Raw genomic sequence first — 23,659 nt, 5'->3', positions numbered from 1 at the left:
CCTGAGACTTCCTTTTGAAGGTGAACTCGTAACAGTGAATGGGGACCCCATGAGCACATCGAGCGACCCCGCAGACGGTCCGCCGCCCAATTCCGCCTCCCCCCTCGACACGGTGGGGCAGAAGTTGCGGAAAGCGCGACTGGCCGCGGGGATGTCCGTACGCGAGATGGCCAGGCGGGTCGACGTGTCGCCGAGCTTCATATCCCAGGTCGAGCTCGGCCGTACGAAACCATCGGTCGGCACGCTGTACGCGATCGCCACCGAGATGGGTGTGCCACTGGACGACCTGATGCCCGTGGACTCCACCGCGTCGTCCGGCCCTCCGGCGCAGGGGCTCAAGCTGATCCAGAAGGAAGCGGGCCGCCCCTCCGTGCCCGACCAGCGCGACACCGAGCCCGGGTCGCCGCTCCAGCGCGGCGACCGCCGGCACGAGCTGCGGATGGACAAGGCGGTGTGGGGACGGCTGACCTCCGACCACGACCCGGAGAACGACTTCCTGCACGTCGTCTACGCGCCCGGAGGCGAGTCCTGTCCCGAGGACAGCCTGATCCACCATCCCGGCGTGGAGTACGGGTACGTCATTTCCGGTGGGCTGCACGTCCAGGTCGGCTTCACCCATTACGAACTCAATGCCGGGGATTCCATCCGCTTCGAATCCATGACACCCCACCGGCTGCACAATCCGTTCGACGTCGAGTCGGTGTCGATCTGGATAGTCGTGGGCCGTGGCGGCACTCCCGTCCTGTGAAGGAGCCGTTCGTTGGCCGTCAACCGTAAACGCGCAGAAGGAAGGGTCGCGCTGGTCACCGGCGCGGCACGCGGCCAGGGCCGCGCCCACGCGGTCCGGCTGGCCGAGGAGGGCGCCGACATCATCGCGCTCGACCTCTGCCGGCAGATCGACACCGTTCCGTACCCGCTGTCCACACCGGACGACCTGGCCGAGACCGCCGGGCTCGTCACCGCCACCGGCCGCGAGGTCGTCACGGCGGTGGCCGACGTGCGCGACCTGGACGGGACGCGCGCCGCGGTCGATGACGCCGTGGCCCGGCTCGGCCGGCTCGACATCGTCGTGGCCAACGCCGGCATCCACAGCGGCGGCGTCCCGAGCTGGGAACTGACCGACGAGGTGTGGCAGGACGTCATCGACGTCAACCTCACCGGGGTGTGGATCACGTGCAAGGCCGCCGCCCCGCATCTGATCGGCTCCGGCGGCGGCAGCATCGTGATCACGAGCTCCACGGCGGGGCTGCGCCCGTACGGCGGCATCGCCCACTACGTCTCGGCGAAGCACGCGCTGATGGGGTTGACCAAGACGCTCGCGCAGGAGCTGGGCGCGCAGGGCATCCGGGTCAACGCGGTGAACCCGACCCAGGTCGACACCGACATGATCCAGAATCCGCTGGTCCGCCGGCTGTTCGTCCCGGACGTCGAGGAACCCACGAGGGAGCAGTTCGCCGCCGCCTCGCAGGACGGAATGCTGCTGCCGACGCCCTGGCTCGACCCGTCCGACGTCAGCGACGCGGTCGCGTTCCTCGCCTCCGACGAGGCGCGGTTCGTGACCGGCATCGGACTGCCGGTCGACGCGGGGGTGCTGGCCCGATGAACACCTCGCTGGACGGACAGGTCGCCTTCATCACCGGCGCCGCCCGCGGCCAGGGCCGCAGTCACGCCGTCACGCTGGCCGCCGCGGGCGCGGACATCATCGCCGTCGACATCTGCGAGCAGATGGACACGGTCGGCTATGGGCTCGCCACCGCGGAGGACCTGGCCGAGACGGTACGGCAGGTCGAGGCGCTCGGCCGGCGGATCGTCGCGCGCCCCGCCGACGTCCGCGACACCGGGAGCCTGCGGGCGGCCGTCGACGACGGCGTGCGCGAGCTGGGCCGCCTCGACATCGTCGTGGCCAACGCCGGGATCCTGTCGAGCGGCTCCCTCGGCGAACTGAGCGAGCGGGCCTGGCGGGACATGATCGATGTCAACCTCACCGGGGTGTGGCGCACGACCAAGGTCGCCATCCCGCACATTCTCGCGGGCGGGCGCGGCGGGTCCATCGTCCTGACCAGCTCCGTTGCCGGGCTCAAGTCGTACCCGAACGTCGCGCACTACGTCGCGGCCAAGCACGGCGTCGTGGGGCTCATGCGCGCCCTCGCCGTCGAGCTGGCACCGCACGGCATCAGGGTCAACACGGTCAACCCCACCCAGGTCGACACCGACATGATCCAGAACGACGTGATGTACCGCCTCTTCGTCCCCGAAGAGGAGAACCCCACCAAGGAGCAGTTCGCCGCGGCCTCCCGCGCGACGGCGCTGCTTCCGGTGGACTGGATCGAATCCGTCGACGTCAGCAACGCCCTCCTGTTCCTCACCTCCGACATGGCGCGCTACATCACCGGCGTGGCCTTGCCGATCGACGCCGGCGCGGTCTGGAGATAGGCATCTCAGTCGTAGAGCGCCCCGAGTAACGCGCCTTGGCCGGACTGGAGGACATGGCCGTCTTCCAGCGGAATCCAGAAGCACTCGAAGTCGGTCGGATCCCCCTGACCGTCATGGAGTTCCCGGCCGGCCCACCGTGGCGGAGTGGGTTCGGCGAGCCGCACATGGAAGACGTGGCGGCGCTGGATCTCGAATCGGTAAGGGGTGATGTCGTACGTGACCTCGCCGAGCTTCCGCACGATCGAGAACCCGGTGAAGCCCGTCTCCTCCTGGGCTTCCCGAAGGGCCGCCTCCTCCGGGGTCTCGTCCGGCCGGACGGTCCCGGCCGGGACCTGGATTCCGACCCGTTCGCAGCTGTGGCCGGTGTGCCGGAAGACCAGCAATCGACCGTCACGGACGATGTAGCACAGCGCCTTCTCCGTGACGGTCTTCTGCGGGACGGTCTTGTGCGGGCTGGTCTTGTGCGCGGGCACGACAAGCGCTCCCCGTCATCGGGGCCGCGCGGTCCGCGGCCAGGCGACGTCGTCGATCGCGAGCCATGGCGCCGTGGCCACGGCCGCGGGGGTGAGCCCGGTGAACGTCTTGACCTCACGGTGGAGGTGGGACTGGTCGGCGTAGCCGCTGCGGGTGGCGACGCCCGCGGCGGCGTGACCGGCCGCCAGAAGGTGGGCGGCGTGGTCGAAGCGCACGAGCCGGGCGGCGCGTTTGGGGGTGATGCCGAGCTGCGACCGGAAACGGGCCCACAGGCGCTTGCGGCTCCAGCCCACCTCCTCGGCCAGGCACTCGACCCGCACCCGGCCCCGGCTGGTGAGCGTCCGCCGCCAGGCATGGGCGACCTCCGGATCCACCGGGGGGCGGGATCCGATCCGCCGGGCGAGGGTGTCCGCCGCGGTCGCGAACCGTTCGTCCCAGGACGTCGCGGAGCGCAACCTGTCCTCGACCCGCCCGGCCTCGCGGCCCCACACATCGGCGAGGGGCGCCAGCGTCCCGGTGAGCTCGGTGGACACGCCGAGCACGTCGGCCGCCACGTCCGGTTCCAGCCGGATCTGCAAGCACTCTCCGGTCCCGTGGCCGGTGGCACGCAGCTCGCCGGGCAGAAGCCCGACGACGACGCTGCCGCGTTCGCGCCGGCCGGCGCGGTCGTAGACGATGCCCTCCCCCTCGCTCAGATCGACGAGCAGGGTGACGGACGGGTGCGCGACCATGGCGATGCCGGAGCCTTGTGAGACGCGATGCCGGAACCCGGCCATGCTGATCCCCGGCAGCCGATGCGACGGGCAGGGGACGGCGACCTCTGCACCCGTCCAGTCGAACGGCGTCCCGGCCGGCAGCATGCGAGCAGTTTATGCGCGCGCCCCAAGCCGGGGCGTCAGCGTCCCACGGCGGCGAAGGCCGACAGCAGTTCGCCTGTGGCCTCGGTCGCCTCGAACATGGGCAGGTGCCCGACGCCGTCCAGCATCTCGACCCGCGCGCCCGGCACCGCCTCGTAGTGGCGTGCCGACGACGGGTCCCAGCGAGGATCGGCGGCACCGAAGATCACCAGGACGGGGACGTCGAGGGCGGCGAGCCGCTCGGGCACGCTCCGTTCGGCGATGTACGCGCCGTTCTTCCGCAGCACCTCCCTGAACGCGCGGTAGGTGGTGCCCCTGAGCTCGGCCACCATGTCGTCGGGGATGTCCACCGGCCGGGCGGCCGTCGCCGCGATCCCCTTACGGATCATCGCGTCCGAACGCCTCGACCACAGCAGCGGTCCGAACGGCGGCCCCAGCAGCACCCGCAGGATCACCGGCTGCGGAAGGAGCGCGTCCGGACGCGGCCCGGTACTGACCAGCGCGATCGACCCCACCAGATCGGGACGCCGTTCGGCGAGCGCGGTGGCGACATAGCCACCGCCGGAGTGCCCGACCACGGTGACGTGGTCCATGCCGAGATCGTCCAGTACCCGCGCCACCCGCCCCGCCTGGTCGGGTACGTCGTACGACGCGGCGGGCGGGGACTGGCCGCAGCCCGGCAGGTCGACCCGGACGACATGGTGGCGGCCGGCGAGCGCCGGGACCAGCGGGGCCCAGCAGCCGCTCGAGGCCCCCGACCCGTGAATGAGCAGCAGCGGCGACGCCCGGCGCGAACCGTCGTGGATCACGTGCATCCGATGGGAGCTCTTGACCTCAGACTCACTCATGCACCGAACGATGCATCGAGGTTCGCTCACCGGTCTTGGACAAATGTTCCCGCCGGCTGTGCGACCTGGGGTTTCATCCAACGGTCATCTTTCGATCATTCGCGGGGTCCCGGAGATGCCGGGCGGAGTGGTTGAGTGCGGCGCGTCAGAGAAGCCCGCCGTAAGGAGGCGACAGGATGTTGCTGCGCTATGCCGTGCCCGCCACGGTCCTCGTGCTGACGCTGGGCCTGTCCGCGGACGCCGGGATCGCGTCGCGGCGCCCCGACCAGGTGGTGTCCGCCGTACAGAGCCTGGACCGCGGCGCCGCATGGACCGTCACCCGGCAGTTCGACCTGACGTTCCCGACCTTCCATCCCCAGGGGCTCGCGCGGGTCGGAGACCGGCTGTACCTCTCCAGCGTCGAGGTCATCGAACCGCCGGTCCGTTACCCCGAGCCGGTCGACGGCTATGACCGCACCCCGGGCAGGGGACGCGGGCACCTTTTCGAGCTCGACCTGTCGGGCCGCCTGCTGCGGCAGATCACGCTGGGTGAGGGAACCATGTACCACCCGGGCGGGATCGACTTCGACGGCAGGTCGCTGTGGGTTCCGGTCGCGGAGTACCGGCCCGACTCACGGTCGATCGTGTATCGCGTGGATCCACGCACGCTGCGGGCCACCGAGGCGTTCCGGTACGGCGACCATGTCGGCGGTGTCGTCCGCGACCGGAAGACGGGCCGGGTGCACGGCGTCTCCTGGGGATCCCGCCGCATGTTCACCTGGACCGATCGAGGCCGGCTGCTGCGCCGTGGCCTGAACGAGAGTCACTACGTGGACTTCCAGGACTGCGCCGCCGCGTCGGACGGCACGGCGGTCTGCACCGGGCTGACCGAGTTCCCGCTCGCCTCCGGAGGACGGTTCGACCTGGGCGGCATCGCGGTGGTCGACCTGCGGACCGGCGCCATCGGTCACGAGGTCCCGGTGACCACGCTGTCGGCGAACCGGCACGTGGTCACCCGCAACCCCGTTCACCTGGAGACCGCCGGCGGCGTGCTGCGGATGTGGGCCGCGCCCGACGACGGTGAGGAGCCCGGCGGCACCCGGCTCATGGTCCTGGAGACCCCGATCGACTGACTCCCGGTCCCGAGCGGGGTGGGCCCGATCCGCCGAAATGATCTACTTACTCTCTGTAGTCGGATGCGTGCGGTGAGGGTATGTGACATGTGACACATGGGCCTTCGTGCCCCAACCCCTGGAGGGAACCATGAGGATTTCGACTCCCTTGCGCTCAGCGGCGCTGACCGCCGCCGGCTTCGTCGTGGCGGCGAGCCTGACCGCCTTCGGCCCCGCGGCCGCGGCGAACGCGACGGAAACGGCCACCGCTCAGGCGGCGCAGTCCCAGGTGTGCCCGCCGAGACGCCCCTGCCACCACCATCACGGTCACCACCACCATCACCACGGCCACCACCACCACGGTCATGGCCACTTCCACGGCCACGGCCACCATCACCACCACGGTCACGGCCATCACCATGGCCACTTCCACCACAGGTAGACGCAGGTAGCGCACCTGTGCCGGGGTCCGCCGTCTCACAGAGACGGCGGACCCCGCCCCCCCATGGCAGGGCCGCTAGAGGCTCGCGGCCTCCACCGGCGAGATTTTGGCCGCGCGGTTGGCGGCGGCGATCGCGGTGACGGCCGTGAGGGCCGTGGTGATCAGGGCCACCGCCACGAAGATGAGCGGCCCGATATCGGGGACGAGCGCGTCGGCGCGGGCGACGCTGAACGGCAGGACGGTGAACATCGCCGCGAAGACGCCGCACACCAGACCCAGCCCGATCAGCACCGCGGCCTCCAGCGCCACCGCGCCGACGACCTGGCCGCGGGTGGCGCCGACGAGGCGCTGCCGGCCGAACTCCCCGCGCCGGTAGGCGGTCGCCGCGAGCAGCGTGTTGACCAGCATCACCGCCGTGAACAGCAGAATCATCCCGATCACCACGAAGTTGAGCGTCGCGATGTTCTTCTGCTCGACCGTGGACACCAGCCCGGCCGCGGCCGTGGCGTCGTTCTCGATCTGCTGGAGGTACAGCGAGCCGGTCGCGATCCCGGTGAACAGGATGATCGGCATCAACACCGAGGCCATCTGCGGGGTACGCCGGCGCAGCGTGCTCACCGCCAGCTCACCGGCCACTCCGAACAGCAGCCCCAAGGGATGCGACAGCACGCCCGCCGCCCGCCGGATCAGCCACGGGGCCAGCAGCGCCAGCCCCAGCGAGGCCATGATGTCGGCCTGCCCCGCGGTTGCCATCGCGTTCATGCCTTCGTCCTTCATCACCGTGGCGGTGACCACGGCCAGGTTCAGCCCAAGGAGCAGGAACACGATCCCGAAGGCGACGCGCTTGCGGCTCATCCGCGTACGGCCCACCGACGCGTCGGCCAGCGACTGCATCACCGCGGCCCGGGCGGTGCGCGTGACGGCGATGATCGCCGAAGCGACCGCGGAGACGAGGGTGAGCGTCAGCCCGATGCCCAGGGCCACCGGGCCGAAGGCGTACGACACGCTCTCGGGCACCTGGTCGGTGGAGTGCAGCAGCGACAGCAGCGCCGCACCCCCCAGGAACCCCGGCACGATCGCCAGAAGCCAGGCGACGAGGGCGAGGCCGGTGGCCTCGCCGACCACCATCCGGCCGATCTGGGCCGGGGTCGCGCCGACGCTCTTCAACAGCGCCATCTCCTCGGCCCGCTGCCGGACCGACAGGGCCAGCGTGGAGCTGACGGCGAGGATCACCAGCGCGCTGCCCCACCCGCCCACGACGATCGTCATGGTGACCAGGGTCTCCTCGGCGGCGCCGGTGGCGTCGCTGGAGATCGCGGTGTCCTCCATGGCGCCGAACGCCATCACCATCGCCGCGCCCAGGAACATCGCCACGAAACTCGCCGCGAACCCGCCCGCCCGCTTGCGCAGGGACCTGACCGCCAGACCGAACATCCCTCACACCCCCTCGGTGGCGCGCTGCCGCTCGGCCTCGTCGGCCAGGTGGGTCATGCGTTCCGCCACCGACTCGGCGGTGGGCGAGGGCAGGTTGCCGACCAGCCGGCCGTCCGCCAGGAACAGCACCGCGTCCGCGTACGAGGCCGCGACCGGGTCGTGGGTGACCATCACGACGGTGCGCCCATAGACCCGCACCGATTCCTGGAGCAGCGCCAGGACCTCCCGCGCGCTGCGCGAGTCCAGCGCCCCGGTCGGCTCGTCCGCGAACACCACCGCCGGCTCGGTCACCAGCGCCCGCGCGATCGCCACCCGCTGCTGCTGGCCTCCCGACAGCTCGGACGGCAGATGGTCGAGACGGTCGCCCAGGCCCACCCGGGCCAGGATCTCCCGTGCCCTGGCCTTGTCGGCCCGCCTGCCCGACAGCTTCAGCGGCAGGGTCACGTTCTGCGTCACCGTCAGCGTCGGCAGCAGGTTGAACCGCTGGAACACGAACCCGATCCGCCGCCGCCTGAACTTGGTCAGCGCCGTCTCACCACCACCGGCGTGCCCCTTCTTCGTGGACGGCGACACCTCACTCACCGGCAACTCCATGCCGTCCACGAACACCCGGCCCGAACTCGGCCGGTCCAGACCCGCGGCGCAATGCAGCAGGGTGCTCTTGCCCGAGCCCGACGGGCCCATGACAGCCGTGAACGTCCCCGATGGCAGTGACAGCCAGACCCCGTCCAGCGCGGTGACCCGGTTGTCCTCCGAACCGTAGACCTTGCGCACTCCCTCAAGCCGGAGCGCCTCTTCGACGGGCCCCTTGGCCGCGGGTCCATGTCTGCGTCCCCTCATCGTCCTTACCTCCATCGATCTGCATTTCGGGGGGGCGATGTAGACGCTATGAACCGGCGGAGCCCGCGACGATGGTGAAAAGACGCCGATCAAGGTAGGCAAAAACCCACCTTCGCCGACCGCGAGCCCGCTCCTCCTTGGAGCCGGAACGATTGAACGTCCTGCCGGTCCTCACCGTTCTTCAGGACATGGACATGGCGCGGCCGGCCACCGCGGTCCTGGGCGCGGTGGTGCTACTGATCAGTGGGTGCTCGGGTAACGATGGCCTGGCGGGTGCCCAAGGCACGAGCGCGTCGCCGCAGTGGCGGTCCGGAGAGTTCCAGCGGGTCCCCGCCGGGTGGTGCCGATCCGTGTCGGCCGCCACCATGCAGCGGCTTCGCGTCGCCGCCACCGACATGGGTGAACGGCGGTGTCTCTGGAGGGCCGTGAACGAGCACGACATGTTCGCCCGGTTGCAGGCGGAGGCGCACCTGCACACACCCGCCAGGCGTTTCGGCGGCAGCGCCACCGATGAGGCGCGGCTCGGGTTCCAGAACCTCCCGACCTCGAAGGCGCCCGGGGGAGTCACGGTCCGCGGCCTGGGCGACGAGGCGAGGCTCGTCCACGTCAACCGGCTGCCCGGCGAGCACCATGAGGTCCGGCTGGCGGTACGGGTGCGCAACATCGTCGTCGACCTCTTCGCGGAGCAGAAGGCGGATATCGGCGAGTACGGCCCGGCCGTGTCCTCCTTCGCCGTGCTGGAAGCCGGGCTCGTGAGCGCGGCCGGTGAGATCGGCGCCCGGCTCGGGGCCCGGCCGCAGCCCGCCGCTCCACCCGCCTACCAGCGGGGCGAACATCGCAGTGTCGGGAACGTGTGCGCGCAAGCCGACGCGGCCGCGCGCCGCTTGGTCGCCGGTGCGCGGCGGCGTGACCTCGCTCCCGGCGACGCCGGGGTGAGCGGCGGCTGCAAGTGGGCGGACGGCGACGCCCCGCCCGGCCTGAGCCATCTGACCGTGTACGTGGAGGCGCCGCCCCCGAGCGCCGCCACCGGGCAATCCGGCACGGCGGTCGCGAAGGCGCTGTTCGCCGCCTGGCGTGGCGACGGCTCCCGGGCGCCGAAGCTCGGTGACCAGGCCAAACGGGATCACGTTGACAGCACCGCCAGCAGGCTCCTGGTACGCCGCGCCAACCTTCTGCTCTACATCGACTACGGCCGGAGGGACCGTCCGTCCAAGGCGGCCATGGACCGCGAGGTCGCCGCGCTGGCCCAGGCCGTCCTGGCCGCTCAGCGTTAACGCTGTCCGTCCGGTGCCTGGTCCCGCCGGGTGACGACCGTCTGCAACGCGTCGCGGAACCGTTCCGCGTCCTGAGGGCTGAGCGGTGCGAGGAACTCGCGTTCGGCCTTGTCGCTTGCCTCGATGGCCTGCCGGACGGTCTTCTTGCCCGTCTCGGTCAGCTCGACCACGTTGCGGCGTCGGTCGTTCGCGTGCGGATGGCGGGACACCAGCCCTTTGTCTTCGAGCGTGTCCAGGAGCGCGACCATCGTGGTGCGGTCGACGCCGAGCCGCTGCGCCACCTGCTGTTGGGAACCGGGCTCGTGTCCGGCGAGGACGAGCAGCACCCCCAGCTCGCGCCCATCGATGCCGTACGGCGCCAACGCCTTGTTGAGCAGCTCGGACATCAGCACGTGCGCGTGCTTGAGCAAGTAGCCCAGACGCGTGCTCACCAGGGGCCCCGGACCCTCGCTTGTGGACACCTCCCAATCCTACCGCTAAGCTGAATGTCAGTACTACTGATAATCAGCTCAACTACATGAAGGGAGCATGGCAATGATCCTGGTCACGGGAGGTCTGGGGTTCATCGGCACTCACACCGTGCGGGCGCTGCTCGACCTCGGCGCGAGCTGCGTGCTCGTCCAGCGCCGGAACGCGCCGGCGCCCTTCGACGGCGAACGGGTGATCGTGGAGCGGGCCGACATCACCGATCTGCCGGGGTTGCTCGACATCGGCAAGCGCCACGAGATCACCGGCATCGTCCACCTGGCGGGCTCCATGCCGTGGCCACCCGACCCGGAGCGGCCCGTCGAGGCGACGCGAAGGGCGGTGGGCGGCCTGCTCAACATCGTCCAGGCCGCCCAGGAGTGGGGCGTGCGGCGAGTGGGCGTCGCGAGCACGATCGGCGTCTACAGCGGCCTCACCCGCGAGGGGCCGCTCAGCGAGGACCTGCCGCTGCCCATGACCGCGCCCCACCTGATCCCGACCTTCAAGAAGATCGGCGAGCTGCTGAACGACCATCTGGCGGACACCACCGGCATCGAGATCGTCAACTGCCGGATCTCCGCGACCTGGGGCCCGCTCGACCCCCACGGCCCGCTGTTCTTCGCCGCCCCCGAACTCGTCCGCGCCGCCGTCCACGGGACCGAGCCGGATCTCAGGCCCATGCGCGCGCCCGCGTACGCGGAGGACTCCATCGACCTGTGCTACGTGAAGGACACCGGACGGGCCATCGCGCTCCTCCAGCTCGCCGACCGGCTCGGCCACCGCACCTACAACGTCGCGTCCGGGCGCGCGACCACCAACGTGGAGCTCATCGCCGCGATCAAGCAGGTCGTCCCGGACGCCCGGATCGACCTCCCCACCGGAGGGACCGGGCGCCCGAGCTGGCTCGACATCACCCGGCTCCAGAAGGACACCGGTTTCGCGCCCGCCTACGACACCGAACGCTCCGTCGCCGACTACATCGCCTGGCTGCGCGCGGGCAACGAGTACTGAACGCCCCTACCGGTCGAGCCGGCCCTGCCGCCAGGTCCGCAGGGGCCAGCGCCGGCCGGTGGTGTGGTCGACGACCTCCGCGCGCTGGGCGTTGTGGGTGAAGGTCTTGGCCGACCGTTCGGACCGGACCTGGGCACGGCGCAGGCGATCGGTGTCCTGCCGCTCTCGGCGCGCGTCCTGGAGGCGAAGCCGCTCCTCCAGCTCGGTGCGGGCCGAGGCGAGGTTGGCGGCCTGGGACCGGCCGGTGGTCCGGGTGACGACGATGCCGGTGGGCAGGTGGTGGAGCCGGACGGCGGTCTCCACCTTGTTCTTGCGCTGGCCGCCGCGCCCCCGTCCGCGCATGGTCTGGACGCGCAGGTCCTCGTCCCGGACGAACGGCCCGTGGGGACGGGGCCGCTGCGGCATCACCGCGACGGTCGCGGTGGAGGTGTGCCGGCGGCCACGCCTGTCGTTCCGGGGCTCGTGCTGGAGACGATGGGTCCCGGACAACCACGCGACCTCGGCCTCGGCGACCCCGTTCAAGGTGATGACGATGGTGCGGCCCGGTTCGGCCGCGGAACGGTCGACCGGCCAGCCTCGGCGGACGGCCCAAGCGGTGACGGTATCGGCCAGTTCGACGGCGAAGGCGAGCGCGTCGGCGCCGCCTTCGCCAGGACGGATCTCCACGACACACATGGCAAGGCTCCTGGGCAGAAGAAAGGAGAGAAGGGTCGATGACGAGCGCCGCGACGCGGCGCACGGCTCATCGACGCCCAGGAGCGAACATGCTTTTCACGCTCTCACACACCCGGAGTCTCGCCAAGCGGATTACTTAGCGGCGGCCGTCCGCACCGGTCGGGTGTCAGCGGACCAGGAGCGGGGCTTGGCGGCAGGTCTCCCTGATCGGCGCGCCCTGGCCCAGGCGCCGCCCGGCCGGGATGATCGAGATCTTGCCGTCCATTCCCACCGCCGCATGGAGGGAGTTGGAGAGCGCGTCGCAGGTTACGGTGAACCTCCGCTTCGGCCCGTCCTCCTGGACGCGGCCGATGCCGTGGAGTTCGACTGCTCCGCGTTCCCGGTCCACGAGTTCGAGGCCGCCCCCTCCGGGCAGGGCGACGATCGTCGGGTACTTGCGCACCTTCCAGGAGATCGCCTCCGGATCCAGGACGATCTCGTCCCGCGTCCTCACATAGCCCGCGCTTTCGAAGCCGAACGGGCAGGTGGCGTCAGGCCTGCCGCGTGCCTTCGCGCATTGGTCGATGAAGGCGTTGTAGGCGGCCGACACCGCGCGCTGCCCTGCCGGTGTGACGGTGAAGGTCGGTGAGCCGGCGATCTCCCGGTGAACGTCGCCGTCCCCGGGAAGCACCGGCTCCTGAGCCGGCTTCACGCTGACAAGGCTCTGGGGCCGCCCCTGGTAGAAGCGATAGAAGCCGGGGAGGAGGCGGTATTCGACGCTCGCCGCGTCGGGTCCCTTCCGGAAAGGGATCCGGACCTTGCCGACCTCGACGTAGAGCAGCGGGGTCATCGCGAACCGCCACGTCACCAGCGGCTCTTCGATCCGGAGGCCGCCGTTCTCCTTCAGCACCTTGACTGTGGACTCGTGCCTTTTCCGGTCCTCGCCGGCCAGGACGACGGTGACCTCGGCGTGATCGCTGTAGTCGGAGGCGAAGGTCTCGGTGATGCGGACTATCGTCCAGTCCTCGTCGAGGGCCTCGGGCACCAGGAACCGTCCCGCCTCCCCTTCCGGGCGGTCGACGCGGGCGATTCTCAACGCCTTTCCGACATCCCGCTCCTTGATCGCCTCCAGGTAGTCGCGGACGAGAGCGGCCGTGTCGGGTTCCGCGCGCGCCGTCTGGATCAGGGAGACCAGCACGACACCGGCAAGGAACATCCCGGCCGCCGCTGTCCGGCGCCGCCGGTATCGAAATTCCTTCACGTCGGCCGCCCCTCGTTCCTTGAGCATCTTTGAGCGAGAATGAGATGTCACCCGCCCGTTGCGCGCCCTTCATTGGCCGCATCCGGCCACGTACGGAACGGGCTCACCCGTTCTCACGCCACAATCGCCACGGGAGGGGAACCGCCATGGATGAGGACGAACAGTCCTACCGGCTCGCCCAAGCGATCAACCGGCCCTCCCTGTGGACGGCCGTGGCGGTGTTCGCCCTCCTCGTGGCCTTCGCCCGTCCCGGCGGCGCGGACGAGCCCGTACTCGCCGACGAGTCCGGCCCCAAGCCACGGGTCCTGGCCTCACCCAGCGCCTCGGCGGCCGACGGCGGGACGGTCCGCCTCGTCGAGCATGGCTTCACCCGCCTCCGGGACCCGTCCGGTGAGCACCGGGTGAGCTGGGGTCTGATCGTGGAGAACACCAGCAGGACCTCGGTCGTCTCGGTCCCCATCACCGTCGACATCCTCGACGCCAGGGGACGGCAACTGATCACGAAGACGAGCGCCCACGCCCGCGAGCGCAAAACCGCCTTCATTCCGCCCGGCGGCCGTTTCGGCCTGGGCGACGCCACCTACGTCGCACGGGACGGCGCCAGGCGGCTCCGGTTCACCCTCGGCAAGGCCGAATGGATCAAGCCGAACGACCTGCGCGCCGTCCGGCTCACGGCGAGCCTGGTCAAGGGCGACCTCCACCGCGTCGACCGGGACCAGTTCTACCTGCTCGGCGAGCCGCTGCGGGCCGAGGTGCACCGCACCCGCCGGCACGATCTGACGATCACCTTCCGCGTCGAGTCCGGCGCGTCGGAGGTTCTGGGGAACGGCCATGCATCGGCCATCCTCCGCGACTCGACGGGCAAGATCGTCGGCGGTACCCATCCGGCCGACACCGTCTCCTGGACGCGCTTCCCGCCCGGCTGGTCGATCCAGCGGATCAGAGCGACCGGCGTCCCGCCCACCGTCGACCCGAGGCGCATCGAGGTCTACCCGCAGCCCAGTTATTTCTAGAGGCCACGCGGACAGCGAGGTTAAGAGGGCTCTTGTCGCCGAGCGTCCCTCACCCGCAGCGATTCGCGACAGCGAAACCGTGCCCGGATCAAGGCGAGTCCCGCCGCCGTGACGAGAGCGAAGCCCACCAGGGGCAACGCCCATCGTCCGGGCTCTGGTGGCGCGTGCCCACGGCCAGCGCCGTCCCGGCCACGACGGTCACCGCACTGACCACGAGCGCGAGCCCTGCTGCCAGTCCCACAGCCACATGGTGCATCGGGAGCACCATGGCGACCCATGTCTTGTGGCCGAGGTCGTCCGCGAGGTGCGCGGAGCCGGCCATGCCCCGCAGGTAGCGCCACAGCGGGGCATGCCAATCGGGCAAGCCGACCATCGCCCGGCGCATCGCCGCTCTACACGGGCTGCGCGTGTACTCGACCGACGAGGTGATGTCCGACCACGCTGGACGCAATACGCCAGAGACGATGCTGTACACCTTTCACTGGTGCAGGGGTGAGGGCTTCGGCCTGATCGTCGAGGATCTGTTGCGCGCGCCAGGCGGGAACCGTGTGATCGCCGAAGGGGTCCGGCTGCTGCCCCGCCTGGTCAAAGCGCTGACGGTGGAGCCCGGCTACGCGGTCTGGCCGCTGTCGGCACCCGAGTTCCGCCGGGCGGTGGCCGCGGCCGGGAGATCCCGCGCAGGACAGGCGATCCCGAACTGGCCCGGCACAACCTGCTGGAGCGCGACCGGATGTTCACCGATCGTCTGCGTGAGGAGGTCGGGCGCACCGGAAATGGACGAGGACGAACTGGTCGGACGGGTGGCACGGGCGTTCGGGTTCTGAGCGGTGTGTGCCCGCCGGTCGGCTCAGCTCCGCAGGAAGTTCAGGATGTCGGCGTTGACCTGGTCCTGATGCGTGGCGGTGATGCCGTGCGGGGCGCCGGGGTAGTAGATGTCCCGCGCGCCCTCGATGAGCCGGGCCGACTTCCGCGCCGAGTCGTTGACGGGGACGATCTGGTCGTCCTCCCCGTGCAGCACCAGGGTCGGGATGTCGAACTTGGCGAGATCCTCGGTGAAGTCGGTCTCGGAGAAGGCTTTGATGCTCTGGTAGGCGTTGAGGAGACCTGATTGCATGCTCCAGAGCCAGAACTGGTCGAGGATGCCCTGTGACACGTTGGCGTCGGTCTTGTCGGCGCCATAGAACTGTATGGCCAGATCTCTGTAGAACTGTGAGCGATCCTTGAACAGGGATTCGCGCATTCCGTCGAAGACCTCGATCGGCAGCCCCTCGGGATTGGCCTCGGTCCTGACCATGATGGGCGGCACGGCGGCTATCAGGATCGCCTTGGCGACCCGCCCCGTCCCGTACCGCCCGATGTAGCGCGCGACCTCGCCTCCGCCGGTGGAGTGGCCCACCAGGCAGACGTCGTTGAGGTCGAGGTTCTCGATCACGGCGGCGAGGTCGTCGGCATAGCCGTCCATGTCGTTCCCGGAGGTGGCCTGGCTGGATCGGCCATGACCACGCCGGTCGTGCGCGACCACGCGGAAGCCGTGCTGCACCAGGAAGAGCATCTGCCCGTCCCACGCGTCCGAGCTCAGCGGCCAGCCGTGGGAGAACGTCACGACCGGACCCTCACCCCAGTCCTTGTAATAGATCTCCGTGCCGTCCTTGGCGGTGATAGTGCTCATGGCATCTGCTGTCCCCTGCACGCCGGGGACCTAACCTGGCGCGAACGACGGCGGCGATGCGGAGCCGAACCGGCTTCACCCGTGCGGTCGGTCACGTCCGCAGTACGGACGGCGACTTGCCTGTGAGGAAAGCAGGTGCTACTTTCCTGTCAGGAAAGTGCACCATCGGGGGAGGCCATGAACCCTCAGGACGCCCAGTCATCGCTCGACACCATCCGTCGGCTCCAGGACAGGACCCGCCAGGAGATCGTCCGCGGGCTGTTCCCGCTGCCGTACGTACTGATCTCGGCGCTGGGGCTCTTCGCCGGCTTCGCGGCCGCCGATCTCCCGGACCCGTGGGCCACCGCCGGCACCGTGTTCGGGTTCACCCTGTGGGCGGGCGTCGGGATCGTCTACGGTCACCGCGCCTCGGTCCGCAGGAAGGCCACCGCCCGGGAGGCGGGGATCTACATGGCGATGGTGGTCGCGCTGCTGGCGGTCTTCGGCGCCTCCCGGATCACCGCCCACTTCTGGCTCGGTCTGCCGTCCGAAGGGGTGGTCTCCCAGTCCGTCGTCGCCGCCGCGGTGACGGTCGCCGCCTATCTCGCGATCACGCCTCTGGTCCGCCGGGGCATCAAGGCCACCATCGACTAGGACGGCAGGGGCCATCCATGGATCCGCGGTTCGACGAATTCCTGCACGTCCCCGCGCGGTTGTCGATCGTCGCGCTGCTGGCGCCCGCCGAGTGGGTCGACTTCGGCTTTCTCAGGGACACGATCGAGACCAGCGACTCGGCGCTGTCCAAGCAGATCTCCGCCCTGGCGTCGGCGGGGTACGTCACGGTGCGCAAGGACACCGGCGGGCGGACGCGGCGCACCAGCGTGCGGCTGACCCCCGAGGGAAGGCACGCCTTCCAGCGGCACGCGGCGGCGCTGGAACGCATCGTCACGGCCGCCCGGATCCCGGCCCCGCAACCCGCGGCGGACGACGAACCCGTGGACGACCCAGGGCGCCATTCCTCCGCACAAGCGGGCTGACGCGAAGAGGTTGCCAGTCTCCTTCAGGGCTGCGACGCTTCGCCGGTGACTCCGATGCGATTGATCGAAACCGTGCCCGGGAAGTTCTCGTTGCCGCTGGCCGCGGGGACGACACAAGTGGACGAGCTCGTCGAGGAACTCGGTCATGAGCCCAACGGGTATTTCTGGGAAGGCGTCGCGCGGCTCCTGGTGAGCACGGAGGCGCCGGGCCTCGACGAGCGTTTCTCTTTCGACCCGGAAGGCGACACGTTCTGCGCGTACGGCACGGATCGGGCCGCTCTTGAGGAACTGGGCGCGCTGATGGCCGCCGCCGCCACCGACCCCGCCCGCATGCGGGCGCTCATCACCTCGGCGGAGGCCGACGGCTTCGCGTTCGACGACTGAGACCACGAGCGCCGTTCCTCGCGGGACCGATGGTGTGCCGCCGGTCGCAGCGGGCAGGTTAGGTGGGGTCGAAGACCTGAAGCCTGATGGGGGTACGGCCTGATGGATCCCACGCAGATGTCCACCGAGGCCGAGGCACTGCGGGAGTTGGCCGCCCTCCCGCTCGTGGAGGCGCTTTTCGGTCGCCGTTCCCGGCGGTTCGCGCTGGGCGACGAGATTCCGGACGGCCCGCTCGCCTACCGTTCCAGGCACGAGCCGCTTCCGCTCACCGAACTCGAACGGATGCTCGTGTTGAGCGCGATGGGCGGGACGACGGGCTGGCACTACTCGATAACGCGCCACGCCCGTTACGCACCGCACGTCGCGAACTATCCCGCCGCGGCCGGTGGACGGACGTTCCCCTCGGCGGCGGGATTCCACACGGCCGAGCTGTTCTTCACCGACGATTCGGGCCTGTATTTCTTCCCGACCCGTGACACCGGCGCGCTCGTCGACCCGTCCACGGAAGAGGTCACGCCGGAACTGATGGTCGAGCGCCATCGCGGTCGGCTGCGACGGCTCTCCACCAAGCGGCTCCACCTGCCCGCGGAGGAGCCCTACCTTGAGGGGCACAACACCTGGTGCGTCAACGTTCCCGGCTCGCTGCTCGTGATTCCGGTGGCGGACATAGCGCAGCATCTCCTAGCGATTCTGTGCTTCTTCGCTCAGAACGGCTACGCGATCTACGACGACGTCAACGACCGCAGGATTCCCGGACTTGAGCGGTTCCATCGCCGGGTCGACATCGACGACCCGTACCCGCTCACCTTCGCCGAGCAGTACGCGCTGACCGAGGCCACGGCCGAACTCGCCACCTCCTGCTACGGAGGCGTACTGATGCTCCAGGCGATGGGGCTCGGCGGCTGGATGTTCGACGGGATCGACCGTTTCTCGATGCTCGGCGCCTCGGGCGACCCGGAGGTTCCCGGTCTCGGCTTCCGCTATGACGAGGACGAACGTTGGTCGACGCCCAACCCCACCGGCCGGGAGGGCGTCTTCGAAGCCTACTGCCCGCCCCATTACAGCGATATGGCGGCGGCCGTCGAGGCTTTCGCCCAACGCAAGTTCGGGCCGGGTGGTCCCTTCCACCGCGAAACCCCCGGAGCCTGGACCGACAGTCCCGGATTCCGCGGAAGCGCCGAAATGCACGACGACGAGTTCAAGGCGTGCGTGGCGCTCCAGGCCCAATACGTGTTCGACACGTTCGGCAAGTTCCCCGGCACGGTGCCGACCCTGTTCATCATGAATTACGTCCAGGCCCACCATCTGGACACCGACTTCTACGACCGCTTCTTCAAACCCGGCGCCTACCTGCGCACCCACGCCACGCACTTGCAGAAGTGGCACGGCCGAAACGAGAAGGGCTAGGTCCTGTTTCGACGTGAGATGAGTGGTGGCGTGTCATGCGCCGAAGCAGCGAGGTCTCCGGTAGAGCGTTCATCGACGAAGACGACCCCCACGCCATCGAGTGCCACATCAACCGGCTCGAACGCCACCCGGGCACCCGCCACCAGGTACGCCAAGCTCGACGTCCGTCACCAGGCCACCGTCCACATCGCCGCCATCAACGAAGGACTCCGACCGACTTTGAAACAGGCCCAGGCCGCGATCTCAGGGCCGCCGACCATCCGCCGCCTGGCCGGGAACTGGAGGGGGCAGGGCTGATCGAGACCCGCGGATCAGCCGGCTTCTCGTGTCCGCCGTCCAGCGAGAAGGGACGCGAACGCGCAGCCCGCGCCGCCGCCGGGTACGCCGCCGTCATCACCGTCGGCCTCGACACCGGGGGGGCCATCCGCATCGTCCAAGCGGCGCTGACCAACGGCGTCGCGCAATCGCCCTCGTCATGACCGGGCATGATCCGGACACGATGCCGGGGCGGCCCCCGGGCGGTCAGGAGACGGTGGCCGTCTCCCGCCGCCCGCCGCGCAGAACGTCGAGGAACGCCGAAGCCGACCCCGGCCCGCGCACGATCACCACCATGTCGGCGGCGGCGCGCAAGGCCGCCATCGCCGCCGTGCCGCCCATCGTGCCGTCCGTCGCGCCGCCCGTCGTGTCGGCTGCCGTGCCGCCGGTGGCGTCCGGCCGGACGATCAGCGCGGCGATCAGGGCGCCCTCCGCCCGCGCGGCGTCGGCGGCGGCGTGGCAGGCGGCGGTGTCGACCTCGGCGAGGTCGGCGGCGAACAGGACGACGATGTCGGCTCCCGCGACGGCGTCGCCCACGCGGTCCACCGGCGCGGGTCGTGCCCAGCCGTCGTTCGACAGCGGCCGGACCCGCAGGCCGGCGGAGCCGTGGGCATCGTCTCCCGGGTGGAGGGACATGACGCCGTCGAGCCCGAGCTCCCGCATCTCCGCCTCGGCCGCGAGCGCCGATGGCCCGTGCGGGATGATCAGGACGCGGGCCTCGTAGACGCGCCTCGCCGGGTCCATCACCGATCCTCCGTTTCCTCTGTGACGCTCGATGTGGCGCTCACCGATCGGCCGGCCACGGGCGCACCACGACGTGGGGCGTGTCCGGCCCCTCGCCCGCGGCAAGGCGTTGCAGCATCGAGCCGACCTCCGCCAGCGGCACCTCCTCGGTGGGCACCCGCTCCAGTCCCAGCCCGCCACGTCGCAGCAACGCGAGGCTCTCCCGTACCCGTTGAGGGCTACGGCCGCGCACTCCCACGACCCCGGCGGTGAGGCGGATCAGGGCGGCGGTGTCCACGCCCGCCAGGGCGGGAGACTTCGGACTGGCGAGCACCAGGCGGCCGCCCTGCCCGAGCAGCCCGACCCCGTCGCCCAGCGTCTCCGGGCCGGCCGCCACGAGATCCAGGACGACGTCGGCGCCGGACCGGCCGGTGAGATCGGCGACGGCGCCGGCGAGGTCGTCTCCCGCCGGCTCGAGCGTGGTGGCGCCAAGGGACTCGGCGAGCCTCAACCGCGCCCGGTCACGGGGCAGGCCGCACACGACGACGTGCTCGGCGCCGGCGTCACGCGCGACCGCCGCCGCGGCGATCCCGTGGTAGCCGGGGCCGAGGATCACGATCGTCTCGCCCTCGCCCAGCCGTCCGGCGCCGAGCACCCAGTCGAGTGCGTTCGCCAGGGGCAGCGCCCACACCGCCAGGCTTGGCGCGAGCCCTTCGGGCACCGGGTGCAGTACGGCGTTCGGCGGCAGGTAGAGGTACTGGGCGTTGCCGCCCCACAGGCCCGGCTCCTCGGCGGCGTCGACGAGGCCGATCCTGCGTCCGCCTTTCCACAGGTCGGTGTCGGCGCAGAGCCGGTACCGGTCCGTGCGGCACATCTGGCACTCGCCGCACGGTAGGTACTCCTCCAGAACCACCCAGTCGGACGGACGCAGGCCCCAGCGGGCCGCCGCCACGTCGCCGAGCGACGCGATCTGACCGAGCACGTGGTGCCCCAGGATGCGGGGCCCATCGAGCGCGCCCGCGAACAGGCCGACATCGGTGCCGCAGACACCGCTGGCCTCCACCCGCAGCCAGCCCGCGTCCGGCGGGTGGTCGCGCAGGGGGAACGTGCGCATCTCCGAGCGGCCGTGGCCCAAGGCGACGCTCGCCAGGGCTTGGTCGGCGGACAACGCGGTATCGGCGGCACGCGCGGTGTCGGCCGGACCGGTCGCCACGTTCACCTCCCGCCGCGCCGGGCCAGCCGCTGCACCAGGCTTCGCGGCGGCGGGGTGCTCTGCGCCCGCTGGCTGCGATCGACCTCGTCGCGCAGGTGCTGCCAGATGTCGTAGACGATCTCCCCGTACTCCGGCCGGTGCCGCAGTTCGAGCACGTCGCGCGGCCGCTCGAACGGGACGTCCACAAAGGACTTGGCCCGTCCGGGACGCGCCGTCATCACCATGATCCGGTCGCCGAGCGTCACCGCCTCGTCGACGGAGTGGGTGATGAACACGACGGTCTTGCGGGTCTCGTCCCAGATCCGCAGCAGCTCCCCCTGCAACAGGGTCCTGTTCTGCTCGTCCAGCGCGGAGAACGGCTCGTCCATGAGCAGCACGTCGGGGTCGTTCGCGAACGCCCTGGCGATGGACACGCGCTGCCGCATGCCGCCGGACAGCTCGTGCGGGTAGGCGTCGCGGAAGGCGGTGAGCCCGGTCTTGTCCAGGTAGTGGCCGACGATGTCGCGGATCTCGCTCGCCGGCACGCCCCGCATGCGCAGCCCGTAGGCGGTGTTCGCCCACACGGTCATCCAGGGGAAGATCGAGTCGCCCTGGAACACCATGGAGTTCTCCGGCCGGTCCTCGGCCGTCCTGCGGACGTCGACCTCGCCGCCGGTGGGCCGCTCCAGATTGGCCAGGATCCGCAGCAGCGTGGTCTTCCCGCAGCCGCTCGGCCCGACGATCATGAAGAACTGGCCGCGGGGGATGTCGAGGGTCAGGCCGTCCAGTGCGGTGACGCCACGGCCGGAGGCGCCGAACCGCTTGGTCACCCCGCGAAGCGCGATCTTGACGTCGGCCGTGCCGGTGTCGGTGTCGATGGTCTGCGGGTCGGCGCTCATCGGTCCGCCCTCCACGGCATGACGAGACGGGAGATTCCGGAGATCAGCAGGGACAGCAGGTAGCCGATCACGGCGATGACGAGGAGACCGACGTACATGGTCTCCACGGAGTACAGCTCCCAGGCGTTCCAGATCATGTAGCCGAGGCCGGTCTTGGCCCCGACCATCTCGGCGATGGCGATCAGGATCAGCCCGAGGCCGGTGCCGAGCTCGATGCCGGTCATGATGCTGGGCATCGCGCCGGGCAGGGCCACGGTCCGGAACACCTGCCATCTGCGGGCGCCGAAGTTCTTGGCGACGTCGTAGTAGATCGGCTGGATCTGCATGACGCCCGCCATCGTGTTCAGCACCACGGGGTAGAAGACGCCGATCGCCACCATGACGATCTTCGACATCTCGCCCAGCCCGAAGATGAGCAGGATGAGGGGCAGCAGGGCGCTCTTGGGGATGGGGTAGGTGCCGGAGACGAGCGGGCCGATCGCCGCGCGGAGCGGGCGGCTCAGGCCCATGACGACGCCCAGCACCAGCCCGGGGACGAGACCGAGCCAGAACCCCAGGAGCAGGCGCTGCATGCTCGCGCCTATGTGCTCCCACAGCTCGCCGTTGCCCATCATCGTCCACATCTGACCGATGATGGCGCTGGGCTCGGGGAAGAACCGCGCGTCCAGCGCTCCGGTCCGTACCAGCGCCTCCCAGACCAGCAGCAGCGCGATGGGGCTGCCGGCGGTGAGCGCCGTGTCCCGGCCGCGCCGTCCGAACAGGCGGCGCCTCTCCGGTACGGCGGGGGACCGCCGCCGCGTGGCCGCGCCGGTCCCGGTGCCGACCTTGCCGTCGGCGGTGTCAGTGGCGGACATGCGCATTCTCCTCTCGGCTGCGGCCGGTTCAGGAGCCCGCCGACCCGGCGTTGCCGAGCTTGGCCACGGCGGCTTCGGCGAAGGAGGAGTCGACCATCTCGTCGACGTCGACATCGCCCTGCAGCAGCCCCTGCTGCTTGAAGAAGTCGTGGTCGCGCTTGAGGCCCGTGACGTTGACCTTCCCGTCCGGGTCGACGTAGTTGGGGACGGCGGCGGTGTAGACCGACGCCTTGAGACCGGTCGCGGCCGTCACGATCTTGACGATCTCGTCGCCCTTGGCGCCCTTGACCAGCTTGCCCCCGTCGAAGGCGGCCATATAGTCCCGCGCGCCCTTGAGGTAGGCGGTCATGAAGCAGGTGCCGAGGTTCTTCTGCTCGGCGAACTTCCCGCTGTAGAGCAGGACGGCGAGCTGCTGCTTGTCGTAGAAGTCGGGGGGCGAGGCGATCCGCACCGCGACGCCCGCCTGCTCGGCGACGGTGGCGGACGGCTCGGTGGTGAGGCTCGCGTCGATCGCCCCGTTCTGGAACGCGGTGACGTGCTGGGCGAAGCCGATGTACTCGTGCTTGACGTCGTTGTACTTCAGCCCTCCGGTCTGGAGGTAGGCGGCGAGGGTGGAGGAGGTGGCGGTCGCCTGCGCGGGTTCGGCGACCTTCAGTCTCCTCAGGTCGGCGGCCTTCTTGACCTTGCCGGAGTCGTACAGGTCCTTGCGGACCATCACCGGCATGTAGCCGTACCCCTTGGGCATCGAGCCCTTGTCGGCGACGATGCGCAACGGCAGCCCGCGGGAGACGGCGTTGTAGAAGCCGGCGGAGGGGGCGCCCGCGCCGACGTCGAGCTGGCCGGAGCCGAGCGGGGCGATCATCTTGGCGGCGGAGTCGAACGGCTGGAACGTGACCGTCAGGCCCTGCTCCTTGAAGTGGCCCCGCTTGTCCGCGACGTACAGCGGGGCGTCACTGGCGCTGTTCGTGATGCCGACGGTGACCTTCTGGCCGGAGCACGACTCTCCCGCCTCGGAGGACGAGCCGCCGCAACCGGCGAGCAGCGCGGACGCGACCAGCGCCGCCATCCCGGCACCGGACGCCCTGGTGATCGGCTTCATGTCG

The 23,659-nt window shown here is 70.3% G+C and carries 28 protein-coding genes; 12 read left to right on the top strand and 16 right to left on the bottom strand.

From position 1 onward, the window contains the following. Nucleotides 1-49: 49 nt before the first annotated feature. From QSK21_RS20275 to QSK21_RS20265, 3 genes are read left to right on the top strand one after another with little or no spacing between them, the layout of a single operon-like run. Nucleotides 50-748 (top strand): helix-turn-helix domain-containing protein, encoded by a 699-nt coding sequence (locus QSK21_RS20275; protein WP_285697954.1) that lies wholly within the window; start codon nucleotides 50-52, stop codon nucleotides 746-748. A 12-nt stretch (nucleotides 749-760) separates the two neighbouring features. Continuing rightward, the gene (locus QSK21_RS20270) at nucleotides 761-1,603 is read left to right on the top strand and encodes a mycofactocin-coupled SDR family oxidoreductase (RefSeq protein WP_285697952.1); all 843 of its coding nucleotides are present in this window, start codon (nucleotides 761-763) and stop codon (nucleotides 1,601-1,603) included. After that, on the top strand, nucleotides 1,600-2,433 hold the full coding sequence (locus QSK21_RS20265) for a mycofactocin-coupled SDR family oxidoreductase (protein ID WP_285697949.1): 834 nt from the start codon (nucleotides 1,600-1,602) through the stop codon (nucleotides 2,431-2,433). Before QSK21_RS20270 ends, QSK21_RS20265 begins: the two co-directional genes overlap by 4 nt. A gap of 5 nt (nucleotides 2,434-2,438) precedes the next feature. Here the strand turns inward: QSK21_RS20265 and QSK21_RS20260 are convergent, their stop codons facing one another. Genes QSK21_RS20260 through QSK21_RS20250 form a run of 3 tightly spaced genes read right to left on the bottom strand, consistent with a single transcriptional unit; the run spans nucleotide 2,439 to nucleotide 4,612 of the window. Beyond that, nucleotides 2,439-2,906: an NUDIX hydrolase gene (locus QSK21_RS20260; protein WP_285697948.1), complete on the bottom strand. Its 468-nt coding sequence runs from the start codon at nucleotides 2,904-2,906 to the stop codon at nucleotides 2,439-2,441. Between the two features lie 15 nt (nucleotides 2,907-2,921). Further along, nucleotides 2,922-3,767: a helix-turn-helix domain-containing protein gene (locus QSK21_RS20255; protein WP_285697947.1), complete on the bottom strand. Its 846-nt coding sequence runs from the start codon at nucleotides 3,765-3,767 to the stop codon at nucleotides 2,922-2,924. A 35-nt stretch (nucleotides 3,768-3,802) separates the two neighbouring features. After that, nucleotides 3,803-4,612 carry an alpha/beta fold hydrolase gene (locus QSK21_RS20250; protein ID WP_285697945.1) on the bottom strand — a complete coding sequence of 270 codons (810 nt, stop codon included), beginning with the start codon at nucleotides 4,610-4,612 and terminating at the stop codon, nucleotides 3,803-3,805. 176 nt (nucleotides 4,613-4,788) lie between these two features. On the opposite strand from QSK21_RS20250, the gene QSK21_RS20245 reads away from it, so the two are divergent. After that, nucleotides 4,789-5,724 (top strand): DUF6454 family protein, encoded by a 936-nt coding sequence (locus QSK21_RS20245; protein ID WP_285697942.1) that lies wholly within the window; start codon nucleotides 4,789-4,791, stop codon nucleotides 5,722-5,724. A 154-nt stretch (nucleotides 5,725-5,878) separates the two neighbouring features. On the opposite strand, the gene QSK21_RS20240 is transcribed toward QSK21_RS20245, so the two are convergent. From QSK21_RS20240 to QSK21_RS20230, 3 genes are read right to left on the bottom strand one after another with little or no spacing between them, the layout of a single operon-like run. After that, complete coding sequence (locus QSK21_RS20240) at nucleotides 5,879-6,160, bottom strand: hypothetical protein (RefSeq protein WP_285697940.1); 282 nt, start codon at nucleotides 6,158-6,160, stop codon at nucleotides 5,879-5,881. Nucleotides 6,161-6,220: 60 nt separating this feature from the next. Next, nucleotides 6,221-7,579, bottom strand: a complete 1,359-nt coding sequence (locus QSK21_RS20235; RefSeq protein WP_285697937.1) for an FtsX-like permease family protein — start codon at nucleotides 7,577-7,579, stop codon at nucleotides 6,221-6,223. Between the two features lie 3 nt (nucleotides 7,580-7,582). Next, the gene (locus tag QSK21_RS20230) at nucleotides 7,583-8,419 is read right to left on the bottom strand and encodes an ABC transporter ATP-binding protein (RefSeq protein WP_285697936.1); all 837 of its coding nucleotides are present in this window, start codon (nucleotides 8,417-8,419) and stop codon (nucleotides 7,583-7,585) included. A 350-nt stretch (nucleotides 8,420-8,769) separates the two neighbouring features. On the opposite strand from QSK21_RS20230, the gene QSK21_RS20225 reads away from it, so the two are divergent. Next, nucleotides 8,770-9,693, top strand: coding sequence for a hypothetical protein (locus QSK21_RS20225; protein ID WP_285697933.1), 924 nt, complete (start codon nucleotides 8,770-8,772; stop codon nucleotides 9,691-9,693). Here the strand turns inward: QSK21_RS20225 and QSK21_RS20220 are convergent. Next, on the bottom strand, nucleotides 9,690-10,124 hold the full coding sequence (locus QSK21_RS20220; RefSeq protein ID WP_285697931.1) for a MarR family winged helix-turn-helix transcriptional regulator: 435 nt from the start codon (nucleotides 10,122-10,124) through the stop codon (nucleotides 9,690-9,692). The genes QSK21_RS20225 and QSK21_RS20220 overlap by 4 nt on opposite strands. A 103-nt stretch (nucleotides 10,125-10,227) precedes the next feature. On the opposite strand from QSK21_RS20220, the gene QSK21_RS20215 reads away from it, so the two are divergent. Further along, nucleotides 10,228-11,169 carry an NAD-dependent epimerase/dehydratase family protein gene (locus QSK21_RS20215; RefSeq protein WP_285697929.1) on the top strand — a complete coding sequence of 314 codons (942 nt, stop codon included), beginning with the start codon at nucleotides 10,228-10,230 and terminating at the stop codon, nucleotides 11,167-11,169. 6 nt (nucleotides 11,170-11,175) lie between these two features. On the opposite strand, the gene QSK21_RS20210 is transcribed toward QSK21_RS20215, so the two are convergent. Continuing rightward, nucleotides 11,176-11,862 carry a peptide chain release factor-like protein gene (locus QSK21_RS20210; RefSeq protein ID WP_352231301.1) on the bottom strand — a complete coding sequence of 229 codons (687 nt, stop codon included), beginning with the start codon at nucleotides 11,860-11,862 and terminating at the stop codon, nucleotides 11,176-11,178. Nucleotides 11,863-12,010: 148 nt separating this feature from the next. Further along, entirely contained in the window at nucleotides 12,011-13,084 is a 1,074-nt protein-coding gene (locus tag QSK21_RS20205; RefSeq protein ID WP_285697925.1) for a hypothetical protein, read from the bottom strand. 146 nt (nucleotides 13,085-13,230) lie between these two features. Between QSK21_RS20205 and QSK21_RS20200 the strand changes: the two genes are divergently transcribed. Beyond that, nucleotides 13,231-14,097 carry a hypothetical protein gene (locus QSK21_RS20200; RefSeq protein ID WP_285697923.1) on the top strand — a complete coding sequence of 289 codons (867 nt, stop codon included), beginning with the start codon at nucleotides 13,231-13,233 and terminating at the stop codon, nucleotides 14,095-14,097. A gap of 88 nt (nucleotides 14,098-14,185) precedes the next feature. Here the strand turns inward: QSK21_RS20200 and QSK21_RS20195 are convergent, their stop codons facing one another. Continuing rightward, entirely contained in the window at nucleotides 14,186-14,461 is a 276-nt protein-coding gene (locus tag QSK21_RS20195; protein ID WP_285697922.1) for a hypothetical protein, read from the bottom strand. Between the two features lie 43 nt (nucleotides 14,462-14,504). On the opposite strand from QSK21_RS20195, the gene QSK21_RS20190 reads away from it, so the two are divergent. Beyond that, nucleotides 14,505-14,921, top strand: a complete 417-nt coding sequence (locus QSK21_RS20190; RefSeq protein WP_285697920.1) for a hypothetical protein — start codon at nucleotides 14,505-14,507, stop codon at nucleotides 14,919-14,921. A 23-nt stretch (nucleotides 14,922-14,944) separates the two neighbouring features. Here the strand turns inward: QSK21_RS20190 and QSK21_RS20185 are convergent, their stop codons facing one another. After that, the gene (locus QSK21_RS20185) at nucleotides 14,945-15,766 is read right to left on the bottom strand and encodes an alpha/beta fold hydrolase (RefSeq protein ID WP_285697918.1); all 822 of its coding nucleotides are present in this window, start codon (nucleotides 15,764-15,766) and stop codon (nucleotides 14,945-14,947) included. A gap of 177 nt (nucleotides 15,767-15,943) precedes the next feature. On the opposite strand from QSK21_RS20185, the gene QSK21_RS20180 reads away from it, so the two are divergent. From QSK21_RS20180 to QSK21_RS20165, 4 genes are all read left to right on the top strand, one after another. Continuing rightward, nucleotides 15,944-16,399, top strand: coding sequence for a hypothetical protein (locus QSK21_RS20180; RefSeq protein ID WP_285697915.1), 456 nt, complete (start codon nucleotides 15,944-15,946; stop codon nucleotides 16,397-16,399). A gap of 17 nt (nucleotides 16,400-16,416) precedes the next feature. Continuing rightward, complete coding sequence (locus QSK21_RS20175; protein WP_285697913.1) at nucleotides 16,417-16,782, top strand: winged helix-turn-helix domain-containing protein; 366 nt, start codon at nucleotides 16,417-16,419, stop codon at nucleotides 16,780-16,782. A gap of 54 nt (nucleotides 16,783-16,836) precedes the next feature. Continuing rightward, nucleotides 16,837-17,166, top strand: a complete 330-nt coding sequence (locus QSK21_RS20170) for an Imm51 family immunity protein (RefSeq protein WP_285697912.1) — start codon at nucleotides 16,837-16,839, stop codon at nucleotides 17,164-17,166. Between the two features lie 102 nt (nucleotides 17,167-17,268). Beyond that, nucleotides 17,269-18,573, top strand: coding sequence for a hypothetical protein (locus QSK21_RS20165; RefSeq protein WP_285697909.1), 1,305 nt, complete (start codon nucleotides 17,269-17,271; stop codon nucleotides 18,571-18,573). Between the two features lie 522 nt (nucleotides 18,574-19,095). Here the strand turns inward: QSK21_RS20165 and QSK21_RS20160 are convergent. Genes QSK21_RS20160 through QSK21_RS20140 form a run of 5 tightly spaced genes read right to left on the bottom strand, consistent with a single transcriptional unit; the run spans nucleotide 19,096 to nucleotide 23,655 of the window. Next, nucleotides 19,096-19,632, bottom strand: coding sequence for a hypothetical protein (locus tag QSK21_RS20160; protein ID WP_285697907.1), 537 nt, complete (start codon nucleotides 19,630-19,632; stop codon nucleotides 19,096-19,098). A 40-nt stretch (nucleotides 19,633-19,672) separates the two neighbouring features. Next, nucleotides 19,673-20,824, bottom strand: coding sequence for a zinc-dependent alcohol dehydrogenase (locus tag QSK21_RS20155; protein ID WP_285697906.1), 1,152 nt, complete (start codon nucleotides 20,822-20,824; stop codon nucleotides 19,673-19,675). 2 nt (nucleotides 20,825-20,826) lie between these two features. Next, nucleotides 20,827-21,702, bottom strand: coding sequence for an ABC transporter ATP-binding protein (locus QSK21_RS20150; RefSeq protein WP_285697905.1), 876 nt, complete (start codon nucleotides 21,700-21,702; stop codon nucleotides 20,827-20,829). Then, entirely contained in the window at nucleotides 21,699-22,556 is an 858-nt protein-coding gene (locus tag QSK21_RS20145) for an ABC transporter permease (RefSeq protein WP_285697902.1), read from the bottom strand. The genes QSK21_RS20150 and QSK21_RS20145 overlap by 4 nt, the downstream gene beginning before the upstream one ends. Nucleotides 22,557-22,584: 28 nt before the next feature. After that, entirely contained in the window at nucleotides 22,585-23,655 is a 1,071-nt protein-coding gene (locus QSK21_RS20140; RefSeq protein WP_285697900.1) for an ABC transporter substrate-binding protein, read from the bottom strand. Between the last annotated feature and the right edge of the window lie 4 nt (nucleotides 23,656-23,659).

The organism is Actinomadura sp. NBRC 104412, assembly GCF_030269515.1.
GTDB lineage: Bacteria > Actinomycetota > Actinomycetes > Streptosporangiales > Streptosporangiaceae > Spirillospora.
The sequence above is the reverse complement of the archived record's forward strand: the minus strand, read 5'-3'. Positions and strand labels throughout refer to the sequence as shown.

Excerpts from the sequence above, each read along its gene's own strand:
- QSK21_RS20215 (WP_285697929.1), top strand. The coding sequence starts at position 10,228 with ATGATCCTGGTCACGGGAGGTCTGGGGTTCATCGGCACTCACACCGTG.
- QSK21_RS20175 (WP_285697913.1), top strand. The coding sequence starts at position 16,417 with ATGGATCCGCGGTTCGACGAATTCCTGCACGTCCCCGCGCGGTTGTCG.
- QSK21_RS20250 (WP_285697945.1), bottom strand. The coding sequence starts at position 4,612 with ATGAGTGAGTCTGAGGTCAAGAGCTCCCATCGGATGCACGTGATCCAC.
- QSK21_RS20150 (WP_285697905.1), bottom strand. The coding sequence starts at position 21,702 with ATGAGCGCCGACCCGCAGACCATCGACACCGACACCGGCACGGCCGAC.
- QSK21_RS20255 (WP_285697947.1), bottom strand. The coding sequence starts at position 3,767 with ATGCTGCCGGCCGGGACGCCGTTCGACTGGACGGGTGCAGAGGTCGCC.
- QSK21_RS20275 (WP_285697954.1), top strand. The coding sequence starts at position 50 with ATGAGCACATCGAGCGACCCCGCAGACGGTCCGCCGCCCAATTCCGCC.
- QSK21_RS20245 (WP_285697942.1), top strand. The coding sequence starts at position 4,789 with ATGTTGCTGCGCTATGCCGTGCCCGCCACGGTCCTCGTGCTGACGCTG.
- QSK21_RS20145 (WP_285697902.1), bottom strand. The coding sequence starts at position 22,556 with ATGTCCGCCACTGACACCGCCGACGGCAAGGTCGGCACCGGGACCGGC.
- QSK21_RS20160 (WP_285697907.1), bottom strand. The coding sequence starts at position 19,632 with ATGGACCCGGCGAGGCGCGTCTACGAGGCCCGCGTCCTGATCATCCCG.
- QSK21_RS20140 (WP_285697900.1), bottom strand. The coding sequence starts at position 23,655 with ATGAAGCCGATCACCAGGGCGTCCGGTGCCGGGATGGCGGCGCTGGTC.
- QSK21_RS20180 (WP_285697915.1), top strand. The coding sequence starts at position 15,944 with ATGAACCCTCAGGACGCCCAGTCATCGCTCGACACCATCCGTCGGCTC.
- QSK21_RS20200 (WP_285697923.1), top strand. The coding sequence starts at position 13,231 with ATGGATGAGGACGAACAGTCCTACCGGCTCGCCCAAGCGATCAACCGG.
- QSK21_RS20170 (WP_285697912.1), top strand. The coding sequence starts at position 16,837 with ATGCGATTGATCGAAACCGTGCCCGGGAAGTTCTCGTTGCCGCTGGCC.
- QSK21_RS20235 (WP_285697937.1), bottom strand. The coding sequence starts at position 7,579 with ATGTTCGGTCTGGCGGTCAGGTCCCTGCGCAAGCGGGCGGGCGGGTTC.
- QSK21_RS20185 (WP_285697918.1), bottom strand. The coding sequence starts at position 15,766 with ATGAGCACTATCACCGCCAAGGACGGCACGGAGATCTATTACAAGGAC.
- QSK21_RS20230 (WP_285697936.1), bottom strand. The coding sequence starts at position 8,419 with ATGAGGGGACGCAGACATGGACCCGCGGCCAAGGGGCCCGTCGAAGAG.
- QSK21_RS20265 (WP_285697949.1), top strand. The coding sequence starts at position 1,600 with ATGAACACCTCGCTGGACGGACAGGTCGCCTTCATCACCGGCGCCGCC.
- QSK21_RS20165 (WP_285697909.1), top strand. The coding sequence starts at position 17,269 with ATGGATCCCACGCAGATGTCCACCGAGGCCGAGGCACTGCGGGAGTTG.